Genomic DNA, 23315 nt, shown 5'->3' on the forward strand with positions numbered 1-23315 from the left:
CTCATTATTTGCGGTCCTTGATCGGCACGAATTCCAGGTCTTCCGGGCCCACGTAGTTGGCGCTCGGGCGGATGATCTTGTTGTCGATGCGCTGCTCGATGATGTGGGCAGCCCAGCCCGAGGTGCGCGAGATGACGAACAGCGGCGTGAACATCGCCGTCGGCACGCCCATCATGTGGTAGGACACGGCCGAGAACCAGTCCAGGTTCGGGAACATGTTCTTGATTTCCCACATGACCGATTCCAGGCGCTCGGCAATGTCGAACATCTTGGTGGAACCGGCTTCCTGCGACAGCGAACGGGCCACTTCCTTGATGACCACGTTGCGCGGGTCGGAAATCGTGTAGACGGGGTGGCCGAAACCGATCACCACTTCCTTGTTGGCGACGCGCTCGCGGATGTCCGCTTCCGCTTCGTCGGGGTTGTCGTAGCGTTTCTGGATCTCCAGCGCCACTTCGTTCGCGCCGCCGTGTTTCGGGCCGCGCAGCGCGCCGATGGCGCCCGTGATGGCCGAGTGGATGTCCGAACCCGTGCCGGCGATCACGCGGCTGGTGAAGGTCGACGCGTTGAATTCGTGTTCCGCGTACAGGATCAGCGAGGTATGCATGGCTTTTTCCCACGACGCCGACGGTTTTTCGCCATGCAGCAGGTGCAGGAAGTGGCCGCCGATCGAATCGTCGTCCGTTTCCACTTCGATGCGCTTGCCGTTATGGCTGTAGTGGTACCAGTACAGCAGCATGGAGCCGAACGACGCCATCAGGCGGTCGGCGATATCGCGCGCGCCCGGCGCGTTATGGTCGTCTTTTTCCGGCAAGGTGCAGCCCAGCACGGACACGCCCGTGCGCATCACGTCCATCGGGTGGGCGGCGGCCGGCAGCGCTTCGAGCGCCAGTTTCACGGCCGACGGCAAGCCGCGCAAGGATTTCAATTTGGCCTTGTAGCCTTTCAGTTCGGCGGACGTCGGCAGCTTGCCGTGCACCAGCAGGTAGGCGATTTCCTCGAACTCGCAGCTGTCGGCCACGTCCAGGATGTCATAGCCGCGATAGTGCAAATCGTTGCCGGTCTTGCCGACCGAGCACAGCGCCGTATTGCCGGCGGTGACGCCGGACAGGGCGACGGATTTTTTAGGCTTGAAAGTGGCGGCTTGCGGTGCGTTCATTGATTTCTCCAAAAATTGACTAGTCTCGGTTGCATCACTGCGGGGCCGGCATGCGGCCCCTGCTTCTGTTTATTTCTTTTGCGCGGCGAACAGCGCATCGAGTTTTTGCTCGAAATCGTGGTAATTGATCGATTCATACAGCTCCATGCGCGTCTGCATGGTGTCGAGCACATTCTTTTGCGTGCCGTCGCGGCGCAGCGCCTGGTAGACGTTTTCCGCCGCCTTGTTCATGGCGCGGAAGGCGGACAGCGGGTACAGCGCCAGGCCCACGTGGGCGCTGCGCAACTCGTCCAGGGTGAACAGCGGCGTGGAACCGAATTCCGTGATGTTGGCCAGGATAGGTACATTGACCGCCTTGGCGAACGTGGCGTACATGTCCAGGTCCGTGATCGCTTCCGGGAAGATCATGTCGGCGCCCGCCTCGACGCAGGCGACGGCGCGCTCGAGCGCCGCTTCCAGGCCATCGACGGCCAGCGCATCGGTGCGCGCCATGATGACGAAGTTCGGGTCCGTGCGTGCATCGACGGCGGCCTTGATGCGGTCGACCATTTCTTCCTTGCTCACGATTTCCTTGCCCGGACGATGGCCGCAGCGCTTGGCGCCCACCTGGTCTTCGATGTGCAGGCCGGCCGCGCCGAACTTGATCATCGATTTCACGGTGCGCGCCACGTTGAAGGCGGATGCACCGAAACCCGTGTCGGCGTCGACCAGCAGCGGCAGGTCGCATACGTCGGTGATGCGGCGGATGTCGGTCAGCACGTCGTCCAGGCTGGAAATGCCCAGGTCGGGCAAGCCCAGCGAGCCGGCCGCGACGCCGCCGCCGGACAGGTAGATGGCCTTGTAACCGGCGCGCTTGGCCAGCAAGGCGTGGTTGGCGTTGATGGCGCCGACCACTTGCAACGGGGATTCTTCCTGGACGGCCTTGCGGAATGCGGCACCTGCGGAGTATTGAGTCATGTGTTCACCTTATGGGTTTCGGATGGTCCCGAATGTTTCACGGAGTGGCTATGAGCATCAGTATTGCAAATGCCGTGCCAGGACCCCTTGGTCTGGGCGGAAAGCGTCGAATGCAGAGTGAAAAGGCAGGCAAACGGCCACGAGGCCACGCACGGTGCGCTGTGACGCAGCGGAACAGCGATGTCACGTTTGGCGTCAAAAATGTTTCAATATTGTTTCATGAAACTTATTTTGAAACATTTATTGAAACGCGAAACAGACGGGTAGACAAGGCGATGAAAGCCCAGGTTGGCAAGACGCGCAATAAAAACAGCCGGCGGGCGCCGGCTGATTTATACAACTGATACTACCAGGGCAAACTAGGCCAGCCGCACCAGCGGATTGGCGATGATATTGTCGATCTGGCGCACGGCCTCTTCGCAGGCGGCGGCAATGGCGCCCTCCTCGTCGTCGCGCACGAACTGCATGGTCGAGCCTTCGAACACTTCCAGGCCTTCCGCCGTGGCGCGTTCGATGTCGCAACTGGCCGACCATTTGCCATCGGTGGTGGGCACGGCCAGGGGAACGATTTCCCAGCCTTTATAGTGAATTTTAGAACTGCTATTCATGGGGTGCCTCCTTGGTGACTGACTCAATACTGGAAATCGTAGCATGAAGCGCGACTGGCAGCGACGTGTTTCACGCGCCGGCCATAGCCAGGCGCACTTTCGGGCTAAACGATTTACGCTGGCTCAAGGGCGCAGCAGATTATCCACTTCCGTCCTGGCCACTTCCAGGCCCGCCGTGCAAGCCGTCTCAGGGGCAGCGTAGCCGCCCAAGGTGCGGCTGCGCGTGATCGCCTGCGCTTCCGGCTCACCGTCGCGCTGCAGGCGGTAGGTAAAATCCCATAAGTCGTCGTTATCCTTTTGCGGGGTCACGGAAATCGTAAAACCGCGGTATTGTTCGCTGCGTGCAGTGATATCGTTCATGAAATCCTCCTTGGAAGAATGAGGTTAGCACGCGGCAAGACACAGGGTGCGCACGGTAGTCGCGCGCCTGGCTCGTTCGCTTATCTGTTTTTCGCATGTTAAATGTTAATTTTCAACATTTTTTGAACGAACTCTGGCGATATAATGTTATTCCCTGCCTGTCCCCTGCCGCCGTGATGACTCCACAAATCCAAGCTTTTTTCGACTCCGCCACCGCCACCGTCACCTATGTTGTCTACGAGGCCGATGGGCGGGACTGCGCCATCATCGACTCCGTGCTCGACTACGACCCGAAGGCGGGCCGCACCTCGACCGCCTCGGCCGACAAGGTGATCGCCTTCGTGCGCGAACACGGCCTGCAATGCCGCTGGCTGCTGGAAACCCACGCGCACGCCGACCATCTTTCCGCCGCACCCTATTTGCAGCAGCAACTGGGCGGCGACGTGGCCATCGGCGCCGCCATCCAGACGGTGCAGCAGGCGTTCGCGGCCGTCTACCACCAGGATGGCGCCAGGGCCGATGGCTCGCAGTTCGACCAGCTGTTCGCGCCCGACCAGGTATTTCATATTGGCCAGCTGGAAGTGCGCGCCCTGCACGTGCCCGGCCACACGCCGGCCGACCTGGCCTACCAGATCGGCGACGCCGTGTTTGTCGGCGACACCCTGTTCATGCCGGACGTGGGCTCGGCCCGCTGCGATTTTCCCGGCGGCTCCGCTTCCCTGCTGTACCGCTCCGCGCAGCGATTGCTGGCGCTGCCGCCGCAAACGCGGCTGTTCATGTGCCACGACTACCCGCCCAACGGCCGCGAGGCGCGCTGGGAAGTGACGGTGGCCGAACAGCGGGCCAGCAATATCCACTTGCGCGACGGCATCACGGAAGAACAGTTCGTGGCCATGCGCACCAGCCGCGACGCCACTCTCGACATGCCGACCTTGATCCTGCCCGCCATCCAGGTCAACATCAATGCAGGCAAGCTGCCCGAACCGGAAGACAACGGCGTGCGCTACCTGAAGATACCGCTCAATGCGATCTAGCCTGGTGATGTAGTTCCCTCACATGGCGTCAGACGCAACAACACAATGCACATGCTGCGTCTTCCGCCATGCCAGATCCCTCAGTACCATGTGGTGACCCTATCCGAGGATCCGCCACGCCATGCAACCACCGTCAAAATCCGCACCACACGAGCAGCAGGCCATCACGCTACCCGTGCGCGGCGCGCTTGCCAGCCTGTCGCTGGCCATGCTGCTGCCGGCGCTGGGCACCAGCATTGCCAACGTGGGCTTGCCCGACATGGCCACGGCCCTGCATGCGCCGTTCCAGGATGTGCAATGGATCGTGCTGTCCTACCTGCTGGCCATCACCGCGCTGATCGTCAGCGTGGGCCGCCTGGGCGACATGATCGGCCGGCGCCGCCTGCTGCTGGCAGGCATCGCCCTGTTTGCCACCGCCTCCATCCTGTGCGCGCTGGCATCCACCTTGTGGCAGCTGGTCGCCGCGCGCGCACTGCAGGGCCTGGGCGCCTCCATCATGATGGCACTGACCATGGCCTTTGTCGGCAGCACCGTGCCGAAGGCCAAAACGGGCAGCGCCATGGGCTTGCTCGGCACCATGTCGGCCATCGGCACCACGCTCGGCCCCGCGCTGGGCGGGCTGCTGATCGCCCGCTTCGGCTGGCAAGCCATTTTCCTCGTCAACGTGCCGCTGGCCGGCGTGGCGCTATTGCTGGCCTGGCGCTACCTGCCGGCCGACCAGCGCGGCGCGCACGCCAAACGTCCCGTGTTCGACCACCGCGGCACCATGCTGCTGGCGCTGACCCTGGCCGCCTATGCGCTGGTGATGACGCTGGGCCGCGGCCATTTCGGCATGCGCAACGTGGCGCTGCTGCTGGCCGCCTGCGTGGGCGCCATCGTGTTCGTCCGCGTTGAACTGAAAGCGCCGGCGCCGCTGATACGCCTGGCCATGCTGCGCGCGCCCGTGCTCAGCGCCGGGCTGGCGACCAGCATGCTGGTGTCGACGGTCATGATGTCCACCCTGGTGGTCGGCCCCTTCTACCTGGCGCGCGGCCTGGGCCTGGGTACGGCCGCCACCGGCATGGTGCTGGCGGCCGGACCGCTGGTGGCGGCGTTCTGCGGCGTGCCGTCCGGCTGGCTGGTGGACCGCTACGGCGCGCAGCGCATGGGCGGCGCGGGCCTGTGCGGCGCGGCTGGCGCCTGCCTGGCGCTGGCCCTCTTGCCCGCCAGCCTGGGCATTCCCGGCTACGTCGCACCGATCATGCTGCTGACGGCCAGCTACGCGCTGTTCCAGGCAGCCAACAATACGGCCGTGATGGTCGATATCGCTCCCGAGCAGCGCGGCGTCATTTCCGGCATGCTCAACCTGTCGCGCAACCTGGGGCTCGTCACGGGCGCCTCCGTGATGGGCGCCGTTTTCGCTGCCGGCGCCAGCGATATCGCCAGCGCCAGGCCGGCCGCCATGATAGCCGGCATGCACGCCACCTTTGGCGTGGCCAGCGCACTGATACTCGCCGCGCTGGCCATTTTCACGCTCGGGCGCGCCCTGAGCAAGGCTGGAGACCCCAAATGATGCGTGCGGCGGCATCAGCCCGCGATTATCCGGGCCGCGCAGGCGTCAACCACGCAGCCGCGCAGCCAGCGGTGGGCCGGGTCGGCATCCATGCGCGGATGCCACATCAATGACACGGTCAGCTCCGGCATGCGCAGCGGCAGCGCAAAGGTAAACATGCCGGCGCGCAGATTGCCCGTATGCCGCTCCGGCACGGTGGCGATCAGGTCGGAGCCGGCCGCCAGCGCCAGCGCCGCCGTAAAGCCGCCGACGATGCTGGCGATCGTGCGCTGCAATCCCAGGGAGGCCAGCGCGTCGTCCATCGGTCCCGTATCCTGGTCGCGCCGCGCCACCAGCACGTGCTGGCCGGCGGCATAGCGTTCGGCGCTGATCTCGCCCTGCGCCAGCGGATGGCCGCTGCGCACCACGCCCACGAAACGGTCGCCGAACAGCCTGCGCGTGCGCACTTCCGGGCTGGTGAGACTGCCGATCACGCCCGTTTCCAGGTCGATGCTGCCCTCGCGCAGCTGCGCGCTTTCGCGGTCGAGCTTTTGCACGAAGCGCAGGCGCACGCCAGGCGCCTGCGCGCCGATATGCGCGAGCAGCGCCGGGCCGAAATTTTCCACGAAACCGTCGCTCGAACGCAGCGTGAATGTTTGCGCCAGCTGGCGCGGGTCCAGCTGTTGCGCCGGCCCCAGCACGGCCAGCACCTCGCCCAACAGGGGCCCCACCCTTGCGCGCAGCTCCAGCGCGCGCGGCGTGGGCACCAGTTCACGGCCGGCGCGCACCAGCAGCGGATCGCCCGTCGTCTCGCGCAGGCGCGCCAGGGCGCGGCTCATGGCCGATGGACTCAGGCGCAAGCGCCGCGCCGCGCGCGTGACACTACCCTCGGCCAGCAGGACATCGAGGGTAATCAACAGGTTCAGGTCGGGTAGCGACATTGGCGCTTACTCGCCCTGCTCCGGCGCGCGGCCGATCTCGCCGTCGATATTGGCCAGGAACCAGGCCAGCGACGACATCAGCGCCACGTTGCGCTTCAGGTTATCCGGGTCGACCTTGTCCAGGGTGTCGGCCGGCGTGTGGTGGTAGTGGAAGTAGCTGTGGCTGTCGACCAGCGGCTCGAAGCTGGGCACGCCGCCCGTTTCCAGGCGGTGCAGGTCGCCCGTGCCCAGTGCATCGCGGCGCGTGAACGCGTGTGCGCCCATCGGCTGCAGGGCCGCCAGCAAAGGCGTAAACAGTTTTTCCGCTTTCGGTCCCACGCTGGCCTTGATGCCGAACGGGCGGCCGGCCCCGCTATCCATCTCGATGGCCGCATATTGTTTGCCGAGCGCCTGCTTGTGGGCCTCGAAGTAGGCCTGGCCGCCGCGCCCGCCGTTCTCCTCGTTCATCCAGGCGATCACGCGGATGGTGCGGCGCGGGCGGTAGTCGAGCTTTTTCAGGGTTTCCACCACGCCCATGGCCGCCACCACGCCGGCGCCGTCGTCATGCGCGCCCGTCGCCAGGTCCCAGGAATCGAGGTGGCCCGACACCACCACCACTTCGTCGGCCTTGTCCGTGCCCGGCCAGTCGGCGATGACGTTATAGCTGTCCGCTTCCGGCAGGTTTTGCGGCGTCAGGGTCAGGTGCATTTTCATGGGGCCGCGCGCGGCCAGGCGGCCGATCAGCAAGGCGTCTTCCACGGTGACGGCGGCGGCCGGAATGCGCTTGTTGTCGTCCAGTCCCGTGGCACCCGCGTGCGGGATGCGGAAGTTCGCGCCACCGACCGAGCGCACGAGCGCAGCCGCCGCGCCCAGGTTGGCCGCCGCCTTCGGTCCGAGGAAGCGCGAGCGCGAACCCTGGCCATAGGTGACGCCGGCCAGGCCCCGCTCGGCCATCTCCTGGTCGAACGGCGTGTCGATCAGCACGATGGCGCCCTTCACTTCCGGCGCGCGTGCCTTGAGTTCTTCCAGGCTCTTGACGATGATGAGGGGAGCCGTCAGGCCGGCGGCCGGCGTCGCGCCCGAGCCGCCCAGGGCCGTGAGCACCACGCGCTGCGACACGCCCTGCGGACGGCCCGCATAATCGACGATTTCCGCCGTTTCCACGCCGCGTACCCAGTGCGGCACTTTCACGGGCTGCAGGGTGACGGTGGCGCCCAGCTGGCGCATGGTGTTCGCCACTTGCTGCACGGCGGCGGCAGCGCCGGCGGAACCGGACAGGCGCGGGCCGATCAGATCCGTCATGTCGGCCAGGCGGGCATACGCCCAGTCGCTTTGCAAGGCCGTGTCGCGCACCTGCGCCAGCGCTTGCGGGGTATTGCCTGGCGCTGCGGCAAAGGCCCCGGCGCTGACGATGCAGCCAAGGGCGATGGATAAAACGGAACGGCGCAGTGGCGCGCCAGTCAGGATGGTAGGCATGTGATGTCAGTTCCAGTCAACGAGGTCGAAGCGGGTACGCCTTGGTCATGGGCAAGGCGCGGCTTTCTACGATAGCGTATTTGTTCTGTCATTGCAGCAACTTTTACGGGATCGATTGCCTGTTTCCCCCAGAGTCGATTACCATCAGGATTCGTGATCGCTACCGGAAACCGACATGCTCAAGGGAACCCTCTGCACCATCCGGCATTTGCAGGCCGCCGACCTGAATACCTATATTTCCCTCGTCAACGACCTGCCCTCGCGCGGCGAGTTTTTCTCCATGCAATTCAAGTCGCCCGAGGCCATGCGGCGCGACTTCCTGCAATCGGGCTTTGTCACCGAGGACAGCGAATTGTTCCTCATCGAAGATCACTCACAGCACATCATCGGCACGATCACGCACTTCAAGAGCCGCACGCCGTCCTCGCGCGAGATCGGCTACCGCCTGTTCGACCGGCAGCGCGACGGACAAGGCTACATGAGCGAAGCGACGCGCCTGGTGGTCGATTACCTGTTCAGCGCCTATCCGTATCACCGGCTGGAGCTGCTGATGGACCCGCTGAACATCGGCTCCGAGCGCATCGCGCAAAAGAACGGCTTTACCCAGGAAGGCTTGCTACGCCAGGCCTTCTTTATCAATGGCGTGATGCGCGATGTCAAAATGTACAGCCTGCTGCGTCCCGAATGGCAGGCGCGCCGGCGCTGACTTGTTACGGCCGGGGTAGGATTGTAATAAGTTGTATTAGACGTGGAACAAGCTTGCGGCAGCAGATATAGTCCACTTCATGCAGATCATTGTGATCTCGCCGGAATGGAAGGAAATGCCATGTTGAACAAGAAACTCCTGGGTGCGGTAATGGTAGCGGCAGTGGCTGTGTCTTCGGCCGCAGTCGCCGGTGACCGCGACTTCAATACCGTTGCAGGCGCCGTTGTCGGAGCGGCCATTGGCAACAGCACCGGCGGGCGCAATGGCGCGATCGTCGGTGGCGTGCTGGGCGCCGCCGTCGGCAACAGCATCAGCACGAATGACCGTTATTACGACCGTGGCGGCTATCGCGGCGGCTACCGCGAAACCTATTACGCGCCTGCGCCGCAACCGGTGTACTACGCCCCGGCGCCGCAGCCCGTGTACTACGCGCCGCCACCGCGCTACTATGGCCCGCCGGCTGTTGTCTACGTGCAACCGGGCCGCGGCTACTACCGCGACCATGGCCGCCGCGACTACTATGACCGTGGCCACGGTCATGGCCATGGCTGGGGCCATCGCCGTTAAGCACCGCCCTGCACTGCACCATGAAAAACCTGCGCCAGCCTGCTGCCGCAGGTTTTTTTGCGAAATAGGCAAGGTATCGCTCCCGCATGATTTCGGCTAAGCTGTGTCCTATGATCAACATTGCTGGCCGCGTGGACCGCAACAACCGATGCATTTAATCAAAGACGGGCTCGACTTCGGCCCCTGGCTCGATGCCGCCGCTGGCACCAGCGTGGGCGCGGGCCCCCTGCCGCGCCGCGAAAACCAGGACAACTTCCTGCTGATCGATGCCAGCGGCCACGCCGTCTGCCTGTCGCAGCAGGCGCCATTCCACTGCCAGGTGCCGGGCTGGCCGCGCGGCCATGTGCGCGCCGCCGTGCTCGACGGCATGGGCGGCCACGGGCATGGGCGCGAAGCGGCGGAAGCGGCCGTGCAAGGCTTGCTGGCCATGCCCGCCTGCCTCGACACGGCCAGCCTGGCGGCCTGGCTCGACCAGCTGCACACGCGCTTGCAAGACACCTTCGCCAGGACCGAGCCAGCCCAGGCGCGTCCGCCCGGCACCACCCTGACCTTGCTGGAAGTGCCGCCCGGCGAAGCGCCGCTGCTGTATCACGTGGGCGATTCGCGCCTGTATGAAATTGCCGACGGGGTTGCCAGCATCCTCACCGTCGACCACGTGCCGGCCACCGTGTACGCCATGCGCGGCACACTCGACGAGACCCGCTGGCGGGCCGCCGTGCATGGCGAACACCATCCGCAAATCTCGCAGGCCTTTATTTTAGGCAACGCCATCAGCGACAGCTTGCAGCTCGACAAGCCTTTAATGGGCCTCGACGCGGCCACCTTGCCGCCCTTCCTCGCGCACCTGGGCGACCGCCGCGTGCTGCGCGTGCGCCCCGGCGCCCACTATCTGCTGGCCAGCGACGGTTTCTGGGCCTGCGAGGATCCGCTCGCCCTCACGGCCCGCTGGCCCGCCCTGTGCGCCGGCAAGACTGCGGCGCAGGCCGTCAGCGCCCTGTTCGACGACTTCCTCTACCAGCCGCCAAAAGGCTTGCACAGCGACAACATTACCATGCTGGCGCTGCGCTTCGATGCGGAGTTCAGCACCCCGATCGGCTAGCGGCCAGGTAGCCGGCAGTTGCCGACACGGCCGACAGCACGGCGCCCCACGCCATGTCGATCGCCGTTAAGGCCAGCGGCCAATCGCGCAAGGTCGCATAGTTGCTCAAATCATAGGTGCCATAGGCAAGCAACCCGAGCAGCGCGCCCAGCGCCGCCGCCGTGCGTCCGCGACGCGCCCGCAAGCCGGGCAAGATGGCAAACACCACGAGCCCCGCCACGTACAGCAGGTAAAACAGCACGGCCGGCGCCCAGCGGGGCGTGTCCGCCAGCAGCGGCCCCAGCGCCGCTGCGTACACGGGCTTCATCAGCACCGCCAGCCACAGGGCGTCGATGGCCAGGAACACGCACAAGGTGGCGCCATAGGCAATGGCAAGCTGGAGCGGGCGTTGGGCAGGCATGGTCATCTCTCGGCGTCAGGCAGCGTGGGGAAACAGTTGCGCCAGCATAATGCAAAACACCGCCACGCTCACGACGGCCTGTATGAATTGAACCATGCCCATGGCGCGCGGTCTGAAGGATAGACCTCTCCAACGTCAGGAGCACGCCATGAGCAACACCATCCCGACACCGCAGGCCGCCGCAAGCGCGCCCGACTACGCCGCCATCAAGCAGCGCCAGCAAGCGAGCTGGGCCAGCGGCGACTTCGCCATCATCGGCGTGACCCTGCAGCCGGTCGGTGAATCGCTGGCCGAGGCCGCCGATATCCGCGCCCACGAAGACGTCATCGACATCGCCGCCGGCAATGGCAACGCCACCCTGGCGGCCGCGCGCCGCTTTGCCCGTGTCGTGTCCACCGATTATGTGCCGGCGCTGCTGGACAAGGGCCGCGCACGCGCCGAGGCGGAAGGGCTGGCCGTGACCTTCCGCGTGGCTGACGCCGAAGCCCTGCCCTTCGCCGATGCCAGTTTCGACGCGGCCCTGTCGACTTTTGGCGTGATGTTCGCGCCCGACCACCAGCGCGCGGCCAGCGAAATGCTGCGCGTGCTGCGGCCCGGCGGACGCATCGGCATGGCCAACTGGACGCCGGACGGCTTTGTCGGGCAACTGTTCAAAACCATAGGCAAATATGTGCCGCCCCCGGCAGGCATGGTGTCGCCGGCCCGCTGGGGCGAAGAGGCGTATGTGCGCGCCCTGTTCGGCCAGGGGGCGGAGCAGGTGCACGGCCAAAGCAAGGTCTTCAATTTCCGCTACGCTTCCGCCCAACACTGGCTGCAAATCTTCCGCGACTATTACGGCCCCGTCCACAAGGCGTTTGCCGCGCTCGACGCAACTGGTGCCGAAGCGCTGGAACAGGAACTGCTCGCCATGCTTGAACGCCTGAATACGGCCGGCGCCCACTCGCTGGTGGTGCCGGGCGAGTATCTGGAAGTCATCGTCAGCAAACGGCGCGGCTAAGACATTGTTAGCAAAACAACATATCCAGAAAGATATAAAATATTCTTTTAAGCAATAGTTTCCATGGCATGGATGGCAAGGTGTGACCAGGGGCACGAATTTGGGCAAAAAGAGCGCATTCCGGTGTCGCGAAAGTTGCCAAGCAGGCGCAAAAGCGCGTAAGCTCTCATGTATAACAGAGGGCAGAATGTCCCCGCTCGATTCGAGTCAGAATGTCATGAAAAAATGCAGCAACCCGGAGCACCCGCACTGTACGTTCTGGGTCTTGCCTGGGGAAACAGTCTGCGCGGGCAACCACCCGCAAGCAACGACTGCCTCCAGCAGCTACGACCTGTTGACCGCACTGCGCAGCGCCCGTTCCGAGCCATCGGCAACGGCGCATCCGCACGCCCCTGCACATGATTCTGATATTCGCGATGCCGTTATCCGCGATGCCGTTATCCGCGATGCCGCCATTCAAACGGTAAGCCGCTCTGTACCCGCCTCTGCCGCCACCTCGGTGTTCACGCCAGCGCCCGTTGCGCCATCAACGGTCCCTCCAGCTTACCAGCCCGTGCAAGCCCACCTGCACATCAGCGGCTTCGATCCGCGCGCGGCAGGCGGACGGCAAACATTAAAAATGGAATTGCGCGGCATGAGCGCCGCCTGCGCACCGCAGCTGACCTTGCGCCTGCGCTCGGACCTGATCCCGCGCGGCCACGTGCAGCATGATTTCGTACGCACCACGCGCGGCGACTGGCGTCCCGTGTTTGTCGAGTTTTCCTCACGCAACAAGGAACACGGGCAATACCAGATCGAAGTGGAAGTCCACAGCCATGTCGATGGCGCCGTGGCGCAGAAATGGGTGTGCACGTTTGTCATCCTCGTGCCGCGCCGCGACGCCACCCTGACGGAAATCCACCAGATCTTCCTCAGCACGCACAAGAACGTGCGCGTGATGGCCGACGACGCCTCGATCGCCCGCGTGACGGGCGGCGACGGCTGCAATCTCGACGTGACGGCGCGCAATGCCGGCATCGCCCACGTGGATCTGTCCGCGCCGCAAGGCAAGATCGACATGGGCTTTACCACGATTGCCTGGGACGAGGAGTTGATCGAAGTTGACCTGCCCGCCGCCAGCCACTGCCATCCGCACCCGAGCCAGGCCGCTTGCCTCGTCAATGCTGCGCCGGAAGCGGGCGAACAGCGCCAGATCCGCCTGTTCGCGCTGGAAGAATGCATGCTGGGGCGTTTCGAGCTGGTGGACCCGGAAGCCGATGTGCTGCTCAGTCATTTCAGCCCCGACGGCCAGGACAACAATGGCTTGACGCGCCGCCTGTCCGGCCGCCACGCCATCATCCGGCGCAGCCAGCAAGGCTTTGAAATCGAAGACGTGTCGCGCTACGGCCTGCTGCTCGACGGCGTGTGGCCCGGCAAGCACAAGCCCGTACCCCTGCGCCTGGGCATGCGCATCGAATTGTCTGCCAGCATCAAGGGCATCGTCGTACTCAGCGTCACGGCCCTGCTCGCGCACGGCGTGATCCTGCACCGCATCGACCACGGCGCCCGCGCCGAGTGTTTTTACCTGCTGCTGCCCGACACCCAGCCCACGCCGGCAAGCCACCTTGCCACGCCGCAAGCCAGCTGCCTGCCCGTGCTCTTCCACCGCAACGGCGGTTTCTGGCACCTGGACACGGCCAGTGGCAAGGAAACGGCGCTGGCCCCCGCCACCGCGCTCGACAAGCTCAGCGGCTTCGCGCGGCACAACCGCTTCGCCAGCGAACCGTATCCGGAATGCTGGATCATCCGCACCGAAGGCGCGGCGCTGTGCGACAGCACAACCATGCAAACGGCCTGATACCGCACCTCCTGACGCCTGACCGCTAGCGCGGTACCAGCACCAGGAAAATCAGCGACAAGCCAATAATAAACACCGCTTCCAGCGAAAACACGAGGGCGGGAATCTGCAATTCGCGCGGGATTTTCATGGCGACACCTCTTCAAAACGTCAAACTGCTTTCAGCATAGCGCGCCCTGCGCCAATTACATTATCAGTCGCACAACACAAATGACCGGACGGCATGCATTGCAGAGTCCGCTGGCCAAGCTATCCCGACACACAATTTAACAAATTATCAGCAGATATTCTGCAAATAGCACCCCTCCACGCCCTTGCATACTGTATATTCATCCAGTTAATATCCCCTGCATTTCACACAACACCCCGCATGGCGTTTTACATTTTCTATGGCTTCCAACAAAGCGCATCATGCGACCGGTTGGGCTGCCGGCGTGATCGCTGCCGCCCTGGTCGCGCACGCTGGCGCCGGTGGTCCCTATCAAGTGCTGAGCGTGCTCGCCTTTGTCATGGGAGCGCTGGGCGGCACGGCGCCGGACTGGCTGGAAGTGGCCTGGTGGGCGCGCACGCACAAGCTGTGGATCACGCACCGCACATGGACGCACTGGGGCCTGGCCTGGATCGCCCTGCTTGTCTACACGTATCTGCAATTGCCGCACCACCTGTGGGCGCCGCCCCTGTTCGGCTTTGCCGCCGGCGGCATCATGCATCTGCTGGCGGACTGGCCCAATCCGCTGGGCGTGCCGTGGATTTTCCGCCGCCACTCGCTGCGCTGGTGGAAAAGCGGGCGCCACGACATCATCGTCATCATCGCCGCCTGGCTGGCCGCCACCATCGTGGCCGACCACGTGTTTTTTGACGGCATCCACTGGCAGCGCAGCGTGCTGGCGCTGGACAGCCTGCTGCACTGGTCCGGCGCTGCCCTGCAGCAAGCCTGGGCGGATCTGCAACAGTGGCAGGAGCGCTGGCGTCTCGGTGGCTGACGCCGATTGACGGGGGCCGCATGGCAATGTGATAATGAGTATCATTCTCAAACAGCCCAGCCAGCCGGCACCCCGCGTTCCGTCAGCCCAGCTCTTCCCTTGCCTGGAGAACGCAGTGAGCACCGTCAGTCCCATCCACGCCAATCACCTGAGCACCCTGTACAGCGAGCATCACGGCTGGCTGTATGGCTGGCTGCGCGGCAAGCTGGGCAACCGCGCCGAGGCGGCCGACCTGGCGCAGGACACGTTCTTGCGCCTGCTGGGCAAGCGCGATTTGACACCGCTGGCACCGCTGCGCGAACCGCGTGGCTACCTGGCGACCATCGCGCGCGGCTTGCTGATCGACCGCTACCGGCGCCAGGCGCTGGAACAGGCCTACCTGGAAGCGCTGGCGCAGCAAACCGAGCCGGTATCGATCAGCGCCGAAACGCATGCCATCATCATCGAAACCCTGCTCGCCATCGACCGCCTGCTCGACCGCCTGGGTGCGCGCACGCGGGACATCTTCCTGCTGGCGCAAATCGAGGAGCTCAGCTATGTCGACATCAGCCGGCGGCTCGGCGTGTCCCTACCCACCGTGAAAAAGCACCTGGTGCGCGCCTACACGGAATGCCTGATGCTGGCGGCTAACTGATGTTCGGCGCATCCTCGTCCACTCCCATCGCCCGCAAGGTCCTGGCCGCCGCCGCCCACTGGCATGTGGAACTCCAGTGCGGCGGCGCCGACCCGGCCGCCCTGCAGGCATGGCGCGATGCCAGTGCCGAACATGAGCAGGCCTGGGAGCTGCTGCGGCGCATGGACGGTCAGCTGGGCGCGATACCGGCAGCGCTGGCGATGCCTGCCCTGCAGGCGGCGCAGCAGCGCCGGCGCGCCGCCGCGAAAGTGCTGGCCATGCTGGTGGCGGCCGGCGGCGGCATCGCGCTGGGCCAGGCGGGCCTGCAATCCGCCCCATGGCAAGCGTGGACGGCGTCCTTGCGCACGGTGCCGGGCCAGCGCCGCCACGTGACCCTGGCCGATGGCGGGCGCATGGAAATGAACACAGATAGCGCGCTCGATGTCGCTTACGGCGCCACGCACCGCCGCATCCGCCTGCACCATGGCGAAATCATGATCACGACCGCATCCGATGCCCGTCCCTTCCTCGTCGACACGCCGCACGGCGTGATCCGCGCGCTCGGTACGCGCTTCGGCGTACGCTGCGATGCCGATGGCAGCACGGTCAGCGTCTACGAACACGCAGTGGAAGTGCGCTGCGCGGCGCGCCCGGACGCCGTGCGCCGCCTCGAAGCGGGACAGCAGCTGCGCTTCAGCGCAAGCGGCTCGGAGCACGTACAGGCCATGTCCGCGCACCAGGACAGCTGGCTGCGCGGCATGCTGGTGGCCGCCGACTGGCCCCTGCAGCAACTGGTGCAGGAGCTGGCGCGCTACCGGCGCGGGCGCCTCGCGTGCGACGCGTCCGTGGCGCGGCGCCCCGTCACGGGCACTTACCGGCTCGACGATATCGACGCCGTGCTGGAAAGCCTGTGCGCCTCGCACGGGCTGCAAGTGACGTACTTCACGCGCTACTGGGCCACGGTGGCGGCCCGGCCGGTGTAATTATTTTCAGTTTTTTTGCGCCAGGGGTTGGTGTTTCGCTGCGCTGCTTCGGCTTCCTAGTTAAGTAGCCAATTAGGTAGCCAATTCACGTAGCCGATTCACACGCCAATTCTTATCCCTTAGAGCAGAAAGACCGAGCATGCAGCTGACCACCCCCGTCCTCCATCCCGCCGCGCACGCCATCCGCCTGGCCGTCCTCGCCATGGCTTGCGCCGCCCCCGCCGCCTTTGTCGCCGCCCCCGCCCTGGCGCAAGGCCAGGCCGCCGCGACCGCCGCCCCGCAAGCCTATGCTGTTGCGGCCGGCCCGCTGGCCACGGCCCTCAACGATTTTGCCGTGGCCGCCGGCGTCAGCCTGTCGACCGACCCGGCGCAGACGCGCGGCCTGCGCTCGCCCGGCGTACGCGGCAGCTTTGGCGTAGCCCAGGGCTTTGTCCAGGTGCTGGCCGGCAGCGGCCTGGAAGCCGTGCAGCTGCCGAACGGCGCCTACGTGCTGCGCCAGGCGGCGCCATCGTCCGCAGCGGCGGCCGGCGTGGAAAAGACCATGGCGCCCGTGACGGTCAGCGCCAGCATGGAGCGCGACCCCGTCAGTGAGCACAGCAACTCGTATGCGGCGCGCGCCGTCACCGTCGGCAAGGGCGTGCAAACCCTGCGCGAAATTCCGCAATCCGTCAGCGTCGTCACGCGCCAGAAAATGGACGACCAGAATCTCAACACCATCGATGCCGTGCTGGCCAACACCACCGGCATCACCATGTACGACAGCCCCATGGGCGGGCGCTATGTGTATTCACGCGGCTTCATGGTCGACACTTACCAGTTCGATGGCGTCAACCGCGCCATGTACTACCCGCAGGCGAACAGTTTTACCAGCAACACGGCCGTGTTGGACCGGGTGGAAATCGTGCGCGGCGCCACCGGCCTGCTGCAGGGCACGGGCTCGCCGGGCGCCGCCATCAACATGGTGCGCAAGCGTCCGCTGGCGGAAAAGCAGCTGCAGCTGGCGCTGAGCGCAGGCCGCTGGAACGACGTGCGCGGCGAAGTCGACGTCACCGGTCCGCTGAACGCATCGGGCAGCATCCGCGGCCGCGCCGTGGCCGCGCACGAGCAGCGCGATTATTTCTATGACGTGGCCGATAGCCGCACGGACGTGCTGTATGGCGTGCTGGAATTCGACCTGGCGCCGGGCAGCAAGCTGACGACGGGCGCCAGCTACGAAAAACTGCATTCGACGCCGTTCTTTTCCGGCATGGCCCGCTACCGCGATGGCAGCGACCCGAAACTGCCGCGCGAAACCTTCCTCGGCGCCGACTGGAACCGCTGGAATAGCAAGCAGACGGCCGTCTTCGCCGAATTCGAGCACCGCTTCGACGCCGACTGGTCGCTCAAGGCCAGCGCCAACTACACGCGCGAGCGGCATGACGTGAAATACATGTTCAGCCAGGGCGCGATCAATCCCGCCACCATGGCCGGCATGATGATGTATGGCGGCGTGTTCGACTACGGCAGCACCAACAAGGGACTCGACCTGTCGCTCGACGGCAAATTCAACGCTTTCGGCCGCCGCCACGGCTTCAGCGCCGGCATCAACACGAACCGCCTGGAAAGCGACAGCGATTTCAGCCTGGCCTTGCTGCAGCAGCCGAACAACCCGCTGCGGCCCAATCACGGCGTGGCCGAACCGAGCGATGCCTGGTTCCGCGAGAACAGCTACCGCGGCGATCCCAGCTTGACGAAAATGACGCAGACGGGCGCCTATGGCGTGGCCCGCTTCAGCGTCAGCGATCCGCTCACCGTGGTGGCGGGCGCGCGTGTGTCGAACTACAAATGGAGCAGCGTGTACCGCGACACGGGCGAGGTGTATATCGATCCGTACCGCGAAAACGGCGTCATCACGCCGTATGGCGGCGTGATCTACGCGTTCGACAAGCGCTGGTCCGGCTACGCCAGCGTGTCCGACATCTTCCAGCCACAAAACCAGCGCACGGCCGAAGGCGCGCTGCTCGACCCGCTCAAGGGGCGCAACCTGGAAGTGGGGGTCAAGGGTGAACTGTTCGACGGCAAGGTCAATACCTCGCTGGCGCTGTTCCGCATCGAGCAGCGCAACCGCGCGGAGCTGGACCTGGTCAACACCTGCTCCAGCGGCACGGAGTGCTATTTCTCGGCGGGCAAGGTGCGCAGCGAAGGCCTCGACGCTGAAATCAGCGGCGAAGTGGCGCCGGGCTGGCAGCTGTTCGCCGGCTACACCCTCAACAACTTCAAGTACCTGGAACAGACGTCGAATGCGGGGGTGATGTTCGCCAGCACCTACTCGCCACGCCACATGCTGCGCGCGTGGAGCGACTACCGCCTGCCCGGCGCCTTGCAGAAGTGGAGCGTGGGCGGCGGCGTGAACTTCCAGACGGAGAGCTCGCGCGTGACGCAGAACGTCACGGTGGCGCAAGGCGCGTATGCCTTGTTCAGCGCGCGCGGCGCCTACCAGATCGACCGTAACTGGACGGCGTCGCTGTCCGTGACGAACTTGCTCGACAAGCGCTACTACCAGACGGTGGGCGCGCCTGCGTGGGGCAATTTCTATGGCGAACCGCGCAAGGCGCAACTGACCTTGCGCGCGCGGTTCTAGACGAAACGCTTATGCCGGAGGACGCAATGGCGCCTTCGGCAGCGGAATGAATTCCGTCTCGCCCGGCACGCTCCCCATGCGCTGGGCGGTCCAGTCGTCGGCCGCCTGCGACAATCGCTCTTTGCTCGACGAGACGAAATTCCAGAACAGGAAACGGTGGCCGTCCAGCGGCTCGCCGCCGATGACGACAAACTGCACCGGGCCACTACCTGCCGTCACCACAGGCACGGCCCCGGCTTCCAGCAAGGCCATGGTGTGCGGCACCAGTGCCACGCCATCGACCAGCACGTCCCCGCTGATCGGATAAATCGCAGCCTCCGGCGGCAAGCCTTCCAGGCGCAACTCGCGCCCCGCCTGCAGCGCCACGTCGAGGTACACCGTCCGCATATAGGTGCGCACGGGCGACGTCTGGCCAAAGGCCGTGCCGATCAACACCTTCACCACGGCGCCATCAAGCGGCACGACGGGAATGTCGGCCTGCGGCGTGTGCGTGAAACTCGGTTCATCTTCTTCATGCTCCTTGGGCAGCGCGGCCCACAGCTGCAAGCCGTGCGTGCGGTGCGGCTGGCCCGCCAGGTCGTGCGGCGTGCGTTCCGAATGCACGATGCCGCGCCCGGCCGTCATCCAGTTGATGGCACCCGGCTCGATGCGCTGGTACGAGCCGATGCTGTCGCGGTGGTCGATCGCGCCTTCGAACAGATAGGTGACGGTGGCCAGGCCAATATGCGGATGGGGGCGCACGTCGTGATTGGCGTCGGGGGCCACGTCGATGGGGCCGAAATGGTCGAAGAAGATGAAGGGACCGACGGCCTGCTTTGCCGCGGACGGCAGCAAGCGCCGCACGACGAAGCCGCCGCCCAAGTCCTTTTCGTGGCTTTTCAGGATGGCCGCGCTCATGCCAGCACCGTCGTGATTTCCGTGGTGACGGCCGTCATCAGCTTGTGGATCGGGCATTTGCCGGCCACGGCCAGCAATTCCTCACGCTGCGCATCCGTCAGCTCGCCCGTCAGGTGCAGGGTGGCCGCCAGGCGGTACACACCCTTGCGCTCTTCGCTGGCATCGCGCTCGGTCGACACTTCCACGTGCTCCAGCGGGATGCCCTTGTGCCGGGCGTACCAGACGACGGTGAGCGCCTTGCAGGCCGACAGGGCCGCGTCGTACAGGTCGTGCGGCGAAGGGCCGGCGTCACCGCCACCCTCCTCCACCGAGGCGTCGGCGGAAATGATGTGGTCGCGTACGTGCACGATGTGGCGCATGGGTTGCGACTGGTCGCGGATGGCTTTGATGGTCATGTCGTTCCTTGGTGCGTTTGGAAAGCCACAATTTACACCGTTTGGCCGCTTGGCGCAGCCCGCTGCCCTGCTACCTGGTCATTTGATACGGAACACGGCATCGACCGTCTGCCCCATCTTGAGGACGGTGACCATCAGCATGTCGTCGGGATTTTGCCGCTGGCGGCTGTTGGCGCGCTGGTAGCGGTCGGACGGCACCAGGCCGACCGCATTGCCCAGGTTTTTCAGCTGGTCCGACGAGATGCCGGCCACGGCGCCCACGCGCTTGCCGAAGCCGCGCGCCATGGCGTCGGCCTTGCGCTGCGCATCCTTGACGGCCTCACCCACCAGTTCCTCTTCCAGGCGGATGCGCTGCGTGGCGCCGAAGGTGACGGCAAACGCATCGAGGTTGGGCATGGCCAGCAGCGGGCCCATGACGGCGGGCCATTTCGACAAATCGGCCACGTTGATATGCACGCTCGCCTTGATCTGGTACTGCGGATTGGCCGGGTCCTGTTCCGCGCCCTTGCGGATTTCCTTGCGCACGTCGCGCACCTCGATGCCGGCCGCCGCTTCCGGCAAACCCTGCTCCACCAGCAGCGCCTTGATTTCCGTGATGCGCGTCTGCAGGAGGGCCGTGGCCACGTCCGGCGCCGGGTCGAAAACGCTGACGTCGAAATCGATCTCGCCCAGGTCCGGCGTGACGAAGCTGTAGGCCGTGCCCTTCGCGTGGATGAAGGGATAGGAAGGCAGATCGCCGGCCAGGACGGAGATGGGCAGGCAGGCGAACACGATGGACAGCAGGCGGCGTTTGAACACGGACACTCCAGCACGGTTAAGGTGCATGAAGTATCCGTCAAGATAGCCGATATAACAACAACTCAATCGAGCGTGCGCGCCACCCTGAAGCCCACGATATCGTTCGACAGCACGGTGGAAAAGCCGTTGCGCAGGGCCGAACGCAAATAGCGCGGGTGGTACAGCCACGAGCCGCCGCGCAGGATGCGCCGGCTGCTGTCGCTGCCCTCTTCCCACGCGCTGCCATCGACGGGCGCGCCTTCGTAATTATCGTGCACGACGTCCTGCACCCATTCCCACACATTGCCATGCATGTCGAACAGGCCCCAGGAATTCGGCGCGAAAGTGCCCAGCGGCGTCGTGCCGCCCCGGTACACGCCGCGCGGGCCGCCGTTGTACACGTACAGGCCGTCGTAGTTGGCTTGCTCGGTGCTGATCGTGTCGCCCACGTTGAAGGCCGTGCGCGTGCCGGCGCGGCATGCGTATTCCCATTCCGCTTCGCTGGGCAGGCGGTAGTGGCGGCCCGTGCGCTCGCTCATCCACGCCAGGTACAGCTGCGCATCATTCCAGCTCACGCCCACCACCGGGTGCTGGTCGTTCTGCACGAAGCCGGGATTGTCCCAGTCCGTCTCGGAACCGCCAGCCCAGCCGGTCGCCTTGACGAAGGCGCGCCATTCGCCCACGCTGACGGGGTGCCGCGCCAGCGCGAACGGGCGCTCGATGCCGACCCAGTGCTGCGGCATTTCGCGCTCAAGCCACGTCTGCTGCGAGCCAGCCTGGATGGCGGCCTTGTGTTCCGTTTCGTGCGCGCCCATCTGGAAGCGGCCGCTGGGAATCAGTACCAGTTCCGGTCCCTGTCCCGAACCATCGAGGAAATCATCGCGCAAGACGCCTTCCGCATTGGGCACCGGTTCCACGTGCTCGGCTTCCGGCGCCGGCGCGGATGCCGGCGCAGGGACAGCTGCTGCGGCGGCGCGGCTGGCCTGTTCCTTGCGCGCACGTTCCTGCTCGGCGCGGTAAGCCGCTTCCGCCTTGGCGACGATGGCCTTGCGCTGCAATTCCTGGTGCTCCTGCAAGGCGGTGGCCGCATCGGCTTCGCGGCGCGCGCGCAACTGGCCGCGCAGCGCTTCCTTGCGCAGCTTGCGTGCCTCTTCCGCTTCGAAATGGCGCTGCGCCTCCTGCTCGCGGCGCAGTTTATCTTGCCGCTGCTTTTCCAGCGCGGCCGCCTGGATCTCGGCCTTGCGGCGCTGGTCCAGTTCTTCCTGTCGCAACCGCGCCTCCTTGAGCGCCGTCTCGCGGGCCTGCTCGGCGGCCTGCGCCGCCGCCTTTTGCTGCTGCGCCGCGCGCGCCTGCTGCTGGCGCGCCTGTTCCGCCAGTTCTTCGGGCGACGGCCCGGCCGCGCGCTCCAGGCTTTCCAGCAAGGCTTGCACGGATTGGGGCCGCAGTTCCGGCGTCAGCGAAAACCCGTTCTGCAGCACCTGCCACTGCTGCGCGTTGAGCGCTTGCGGCGCGGACGGCAAATGGCTGGCGCTGCGCGTGTCGTCGAACGGCATGCGCCCTTCGAGCATCTGGTAAATCATCACGGCCACCGCATACACGTCGAGGCGCGGGCTGGGCTGGCGCTGGTTGGCGCCGGCCTCGGGCGCCCGGTACCCGTGCGTACCCGCATTCGGCATGTCCAGCGCCAGGCTGCTGTCCGCATTGCGCACGCGCGTAGCGATGCCATAGTCGAGCAGCTTGACGTCTCCCTTCGCCGTCAGGAAGACATTGCCCGGCTTGATGTCGCGGTGCACGAGCTTGTGCTTTTCCCACGCGTACAACAGGGCGTCGGCCACCGGCTGCAGCAGTTCCTGCACGGTGGACAGGGGCAGCGCGCCCTCGCGCGCCAGATAGTGCTCGAGGTCTTCGCCATCGAGGCATTCCATGATGATGAAATAGCTGGCCGTGGCCGGGTCCTGCGCCCACTCGTAGACGCGGACGATGCTTTCATGCGCGAGCTTGCGCGCCTGCGTCGCTTCCTCGATCAGCAGCTTGGCGTGCGTGGCGCTTTGCGTCAGCTGCGGCGGCAAGATCTTCAGCGCCACCATTTCGCTGCTGCCCAGCTCCGCGTGCGTGGCCAGGTCGGTCGCTTGCCACACCTGCCCCATGCCGCCCGTGCCGATCAGCCGCTCGAGCCGGTAGCGGCGGTTTTGCGGGCCGATTTCCTGGCCCGTCATGAAGCCCAGCTCCGTGCCCTGGCGTACGGGCAGCGGCGCCGGCACAGGCGCGGCGCCGGGCGGCGCGTACTCGGCGTCGAGGATGGCGTTCTTGCGGCGTTCAAATTCCTGCTCGCTGAGCAGCCCGTCGTCGTGGAGGGCGCGCAATTCCCGCAGTTTGTCTCGTGCTTTTTGCATCAT

General features: G+C 65.4%; 23 protein-coding genes. 12 read left to right on the forward strand and 11 right to left on the reverse strand.

Translation table 11 applies throughout. The features are described from left to right. Window positions 1-4 precede the first annotated feature (4 nt). Both prpC and prpB read right to left on the reverse strand, forming a co-directional pair. The gene (gene prpC / locus KO538_RS00510) at window positions 5-1159 is read right to left on the reverse strand and encodes a 2-methylcitrate synthase (RefSeq protein WP_035819899.1); all 1155 of its coding nucleotides are present in this window, start codon (window positions 1157-1159) and stop codon (window positions 5-7) included. 69 nt (window positions 1160-1228) lie between these two features. After that, window positions 1229-2116 (reverse strand): methylisocitrate lyase, encoded by an 888-nt coding sequence (prpB, locus tag KO538_RS00515; RefSeq protein ID WP_219327203.1) that lies wholly within the window; start codon window positions 2114-2116, stop codon window positions 1229-1231. Between the two features lie 50 nt (window positions 2117-2166). Here prpB and KO538_RS00520 point away from each other — a divergent pair, with 50 nt between their 5' ends. After that, window positions 2167-2460, forward strand: coding sequence for a hypothetical protein (locus tag KO538_RS00520; RefSeq protein WP_219327204.1), 294 nt, complete (start codon window positions 2167-2169; stop codon window positions 2458-2460). Window positions 2461-2475: 15 nt separating this feature from the next. On the opposite strand, the gene KO538_RS00525 is transcribed toward KO538_RS00520, so the two are convergent. Further along, a complete protein-coding gene (locus tag KO538_RS00525; protein ID WP_034751890.1) occupies window positions 2476-2724 on the reverse strand; it encodes a hypothetical protein in 249 nt (82 codons plus the stop codon). A 123-nt stretch (window positions 2725-2847) separates the two neighbouring features. Next, complete coding sequence (locus KO538_RS00530; RefSeq protein WP_070220955.1) at window positions 2848-3084, reverse strand: hypothetical protein; 237 nt, start codon at window positions 3082-3084, stop codon at window positions 2848-2850. 176 nt (window positions 3085-3260) lie between these two features. Between KO538_RS00530 and KO538_RS00535 the strand changes: the two genes are divergently transcribed. Together KO538_RS00535 and KO538_RS00540 are read left to right on the forward strand one after the other, a co-directional pair. Then, window positions 3261-4118 (forward strand): MBL fold metallo-hydrolase, encoded by an 858-nt coding sequence (locus KO538_RS00535; RefSeq protein WP_219327205.1) that lies wholly within the window; start codon window positions 3261-3263, stop codon window positions 4116-4118. Window positions 4119-4239: 121 nt separating this feature from the next. After that, on the forward strand, window positions 4240-5670 hold the full coding sequence (locus KO538_RS00540) for an MFS transporter (protein ID WP_219327206.1): 1431 nt from the start codon (window positions 4240-4242) through the stop codon (window positions 5668-5670). A 14-nt stretch (window positions 5671-5684) separates the two neighbouring features. Here KO538_RS00540 and KO538_RS00545 read toward each other — a convergent pair whose 3' ends face one another. Continuing rightward, on the reverse strand, window positions 5685-6590 hold the full coding sequence (locus tag KO538_RS00545; RefSeq protein ID WP_219327207.1) for a LysR family transcriptional regulator: 906 nt from the start codon (window positions 6588-6590) through the stop codon (window positions 5685-5687). A 6-nt stretch (window positions 6591-6596) separates the two neighbouring features. Then, window positions 6597-8045, reverse strand: a complete 1449-nt coding sequence (locus KO538_RS00550) for a M20/M25/M40 family metallo-hydrolase (protein ID WP_219327208.1) — start codon at window positions 8043-8045, stop codon at window positions 6597-6599. Between the two features lie 175 nt (window positions 8046-8220). Between KO538_RS00550 and KO538_RS00555 the strand changes: the two genes are divergently transcribed. The 3 genes from KO538_RS00555 to KO538_RS00565 all read left to right on the forward strand — a co-directional run bounded on the left by KO538_RS00555 (window position 8221) and on the right by KO538_RS00565 (window position 10417). Beyond that, on the forward strand, window positions 8221-8751 hold the full coding sequence (locus KO538_RS00555; protein WP_070304745.1) for a GNAT family N-acetyltransferase: 531 nt from the start codon (window positions 8221-8223) through the stop codon (window positions 8749-8751). Window positions 8752-8871: 120 nt separating this feature from the next. Further along, entirely contained in the window at window positions 8872-9318 is a 447-nt protein-coding gene (locus tag KO538_RS00560; protein ID WP_034751896.1) for a glycine zipper 2TM domain-containing protein, read from the forward strand. Window positions 9319-9466: 148 nt separating this feature from the next. Continuing rightward, window positions 9467-10417: a PP2C family serine/threonine-protein phosphatase gene (locus KO538_RS00565; protein ID WP_219327209.1), complete on the forward strand. Its 951-nt coding sequence runs from the start codon at window positions 9467-9469 to the stop codon at window positions 10415-10417. On the opposite strand, the gene KO538_RS00570 is transcribed toward KO538_RS00565, so the two are convergent. Beyond that, the gene (locus tag KO538_RS00570; RefSeq protein WP_219327210.1) at window positions 10398-10817 is read right to left on the reverse strand and encodes a DUF2177 family protein; all 420 of its coding nucleotides are present in this window, start codon (window positions 10815-10817) and stop codon (window positions 10398-10400) included. The two genes, KO538_RS00565 and KO538_RS00570, sit on opposite strands and share 20 nt — an antisense overlap. 148 nt (window positions 10818-10965) lie before the next feature. Between KO538_RS00570 and KO538_RS00575 the strand changes: the two genes are divergently transcribed. From KO538_RS00575 to KO538_RS00600, 6 genes are all read left to right on the forward strand, one after another. Continuing rightward, entirely contained in the window at window positions 10966-11814 is an 849-nt protein-coding gene (locus KO538_RS00575; protein ID WP_219327211.1) for a class I SAM-dependent methyltransferase, read from the forward strand. 217 nt (window positions 11815-12031) lie between these two features. Next, window positions 12032-13651, forward strand: a complete 1620-nt coding sequence (locus tag KO538_RS00580; protein ID WP_257620108.1) for an FHA domain-containing protein — start codon at window positions 12032-12034, stop codon at window positions 13649-13651. A 389-nt stretch (window positions 13652-14040) separates the two neighbouring features. After that, window positions 14041-14634: a metal-dependent hydrolase gene (locus KO538_RS00585; protein ID WP_070304740.1), complete on the forward strand. Its 594-nt coding sequence runs from the start codon at window positions 14041-14043 to the stop codon at window positions 14632-14634. 115 nt (window positions 14635-14749) lie between these two features. Beyond that, a complete protein-coding gene (locus KO538_RS00590) occupies window positions 14750-15268 on the forward strand; it encodes a sigma-70 family RNA polymerase sigma factor (protein ID WP_374106820.1) in 519 nt (172 codons plus the stop codon). Beyond that, complete coding sequence (locus KO538_RS00595) at window positions 15268-16230, forward strand: FecR domain-containing protein (protein WP_219327213.1); 963 nt, start codon at window positions 15268-15270, stop codon at window positions 16228-16230. Before KO538_RS00590 ends, KO538_RS00595 begins: the two co-directional genes overlap by 1 nt. A gap of 139 nt (window positions 16231-16369) precedes the next feature. Then, window positions 16370-18850: a TonB-dependent receptor gene (locus tag KO538_RS00600; protein WP_219327214.1), complete on the forward strand. Its 2481-nt coding sequence runs from the start codon at window positions 16370-16372 to the stop codon at window positions 18848-18850. Window positions 18851-18859: 9 nt separating this feature from the next. On the opposite strand, the gene KO538_RS00605 is transcribed toward KO538_RS00600, so the two are convergent. The 4 genes from KO538_RS00605 to KO538_RS00620 form a co-directional block, all read right to left on the reverse strand. Further along, a complete protein-coding gene (locus tag KO538_RS00605; RefSeq protein WP_219327215.1) occupies window positions 18860-19747 on the reverse strand; it encodes a pirin family protein in 888 nt (295 codons plus the stop codon). Beyond that, window positions 19744-20142 (reverse strand): OsmC family protein, encoded by a 399-nt coding sequence (locus KO538_RS00610; protein WP_034751904.1) that lies wholly within the window; start codon window positions 20140-20142, stop codon window positions 19744-19746. The genes KO538_RS00605 and KO538_RS00610 overlap by 4 nt, the downstream gene beginning before the upstream one ends. Window positions 20143-20220: 78 nt before the next feature. Beyond that, window positions 20221-20940: an SIMPL domain-containing protein gene (locus KO538_RS00615; RefSeq protein WP_034751905.1), complete on the reverse strand. Its 720-nt coding sequence runs from the start codon at window positions 20938-20940 to the stop codon at window positions 20221-20223. A gap of 62 nt (window positions 20941-21002) precedes the next feature. Beyond that, on the reverse strand, window positions 21003-23315 hold the full coding sequence (locus KO538_RS00620; RefSeq protein ID WP_219327216.1) for an SUMF1/EgtB/PvdO family nonheme iron enzyme: 2313 nt from the start codon (window positions 23313-23315) through the stop codon (window positions 21003-21005).

Source organism: Janthinobacterium sp. NKUCC08_JDC, from assembly GCF_019345575.1.
Taxonomy (GTDB): domain Bacteria; phylum Pseudomonadota; class Gammaproteobacteria; order Burkholderiales; family Burkholderiaceae_D; genus Janthinobacterium; species Janthinobacterium aestuarii.

Excerpts from the sequence above, each read along its gene's own strand:
- KO538_RS00570 (WP_219327210.1), bottom strand. The coding sequence starts at position 10,817 with ATGCCTGCCCAACGCCCGCTCCAGCTTGCCATTGCCTATGGCGCCACC.
- prpC (WP_035819899.1), bottom strand. The coding sequence starts at position 1,159 with ATGAACGCACCGCAAGCCGCCACTTTCAAGCCTAAAAAATCCGTCGCC.
- KO538_RS00610 (WP_034751904.1), bottom strand. The coding sequence starts at position 20,142 with ATGACCATCAAAGCCATCCGCGACCAGTCGCAACCCATGCGCCACATC.
- KO538_RS00555 (WP_070304745.1), top strand. The coding sequence starts at position 8,221 with ATGCTCAAGGGAACCCTCTGCACCATCCGGCATTTGCAGGCCGCCGAC.
- KO538_RS00520 (WP_219327204.1), top strand. The coding sequence starts at position 2,167 with ATGAGCATCAGTATTGCAAATGCCGTGCCAGGACCCCTTGGTCTGGGC.
- KO538_RS00600 (WP_219327214.1), top strand. The coding sequence starts at position 16,370 with ATGCAGCTGACCACCCCCGTCCTCCATCCCGCCGCGCACGCCATCCGC.
- KO538_RS00535 (WP_219327205.1), top strand. The coding sequence starts at position 3,261 with ATGACTCCACAAATCCAAGCTTTTTTCGACTCCGCCACCGCCACCGTC.
- KO538_RS00565 (WP_219327209.1), top strand. The coding sequence starts at position 9,467 with ATGCATTTAATCAAAGACGGGCTCGACTTCGGCCCCTGGCTCGATGCC.
- KO538_RS00550 (WP_219327208.1), bottom strand. The coding sequence starts at position 8,045 with ATGCCTACCATCCTGACTGGCGCGCCACTGCGCCGTTCCGTTTTATCC.
- prpB (WP_219327203.1), bottom strand. The coding sequence starts at position 2,116 with ATGACTCAATACTCCGCAGGTGCCGCATTCCGCAAGGCCGTCCAGGAA.
- KO538_RS00580 (WP_257620108.1), top strand. The coding sequence starts at position 12,032 with ATGAAAAAATGCAGCAACCCGGAGCACCCGCACTGTACGTTCTGGGTC.
- KO538_RS00595 (WP_219327213.1), top strand. The coding sequence starts at position 15,268 with ATGTTCGGCGCATCCTCGTCCACTCCCATCGCCCGCAAGGTCCTGGCC.
- KO538_RS00605 (WP_219327215.1), bottom strand. The coding sequence starts at position 19,747 with ATGAGCGCGGCCATCCTGAAAAGCCACGAAAAGGACTTGGGCGGCGGC.
- KO538_RS00545 (WP_219327207.1), bottom strand. The coding sequence starts at position 6,590 with ATGTCGCTACCCGACCTGAACCTGTTGATTACCCTCGATGTCCTGCTG.
- KO538_RS00620 (WP_219327216.1), bottom strand. The coding sequence starts at position 23,315 with ATGATGCAAAAAGCACGAGACAAACTGCGGGAATTGCGCGCCCTCCAC.
- KO538_RS00525 (WP_034751890.1), bottom strand. The coding sequence starts at position 2,724 with ATGAATAGCAGTTCTAAAATTCACTATAAAGGCTGGGAAATCGTTCCC.
- KO538_RS00585 (WP_070304740.1), top strand. The coding sequence starts at position 14,041 with ATGGCTTCCAACAAAGCGCATCATGCGACCGGTTGGGCTGCCGGCGTG.
- KO538_RS00530 (WP_070220955.1), bottom strand. The coding sequence starts at position 3,084 with ATGAACGATATCACTGCACGCAGCGAACAATACCGCGGTTTTACGATT.
- KO538_RS00560 (WP_034751896.1), top strand. The coding sequence starts at position 8,872 with ATGTTGAACAAGAAACTCCTGGGTGCGGTAATGGTAGCGGCAGTGGCT.
- KO538_RS00540 (WP_219327206.1), top strand. The coding sequence starts at position 4,240 with ATGCAACCACCGTCAAAATCCGCACCACACGAGCAGCAGGCCATCACG.
- KO538_RS00575 (WP_219327211.1), top strand. The coding sequence starts at position 10,966 with ATGAGCAACACCATCCCGACACCGCAGGCCGCCGCAAGCGCGCCCGAC.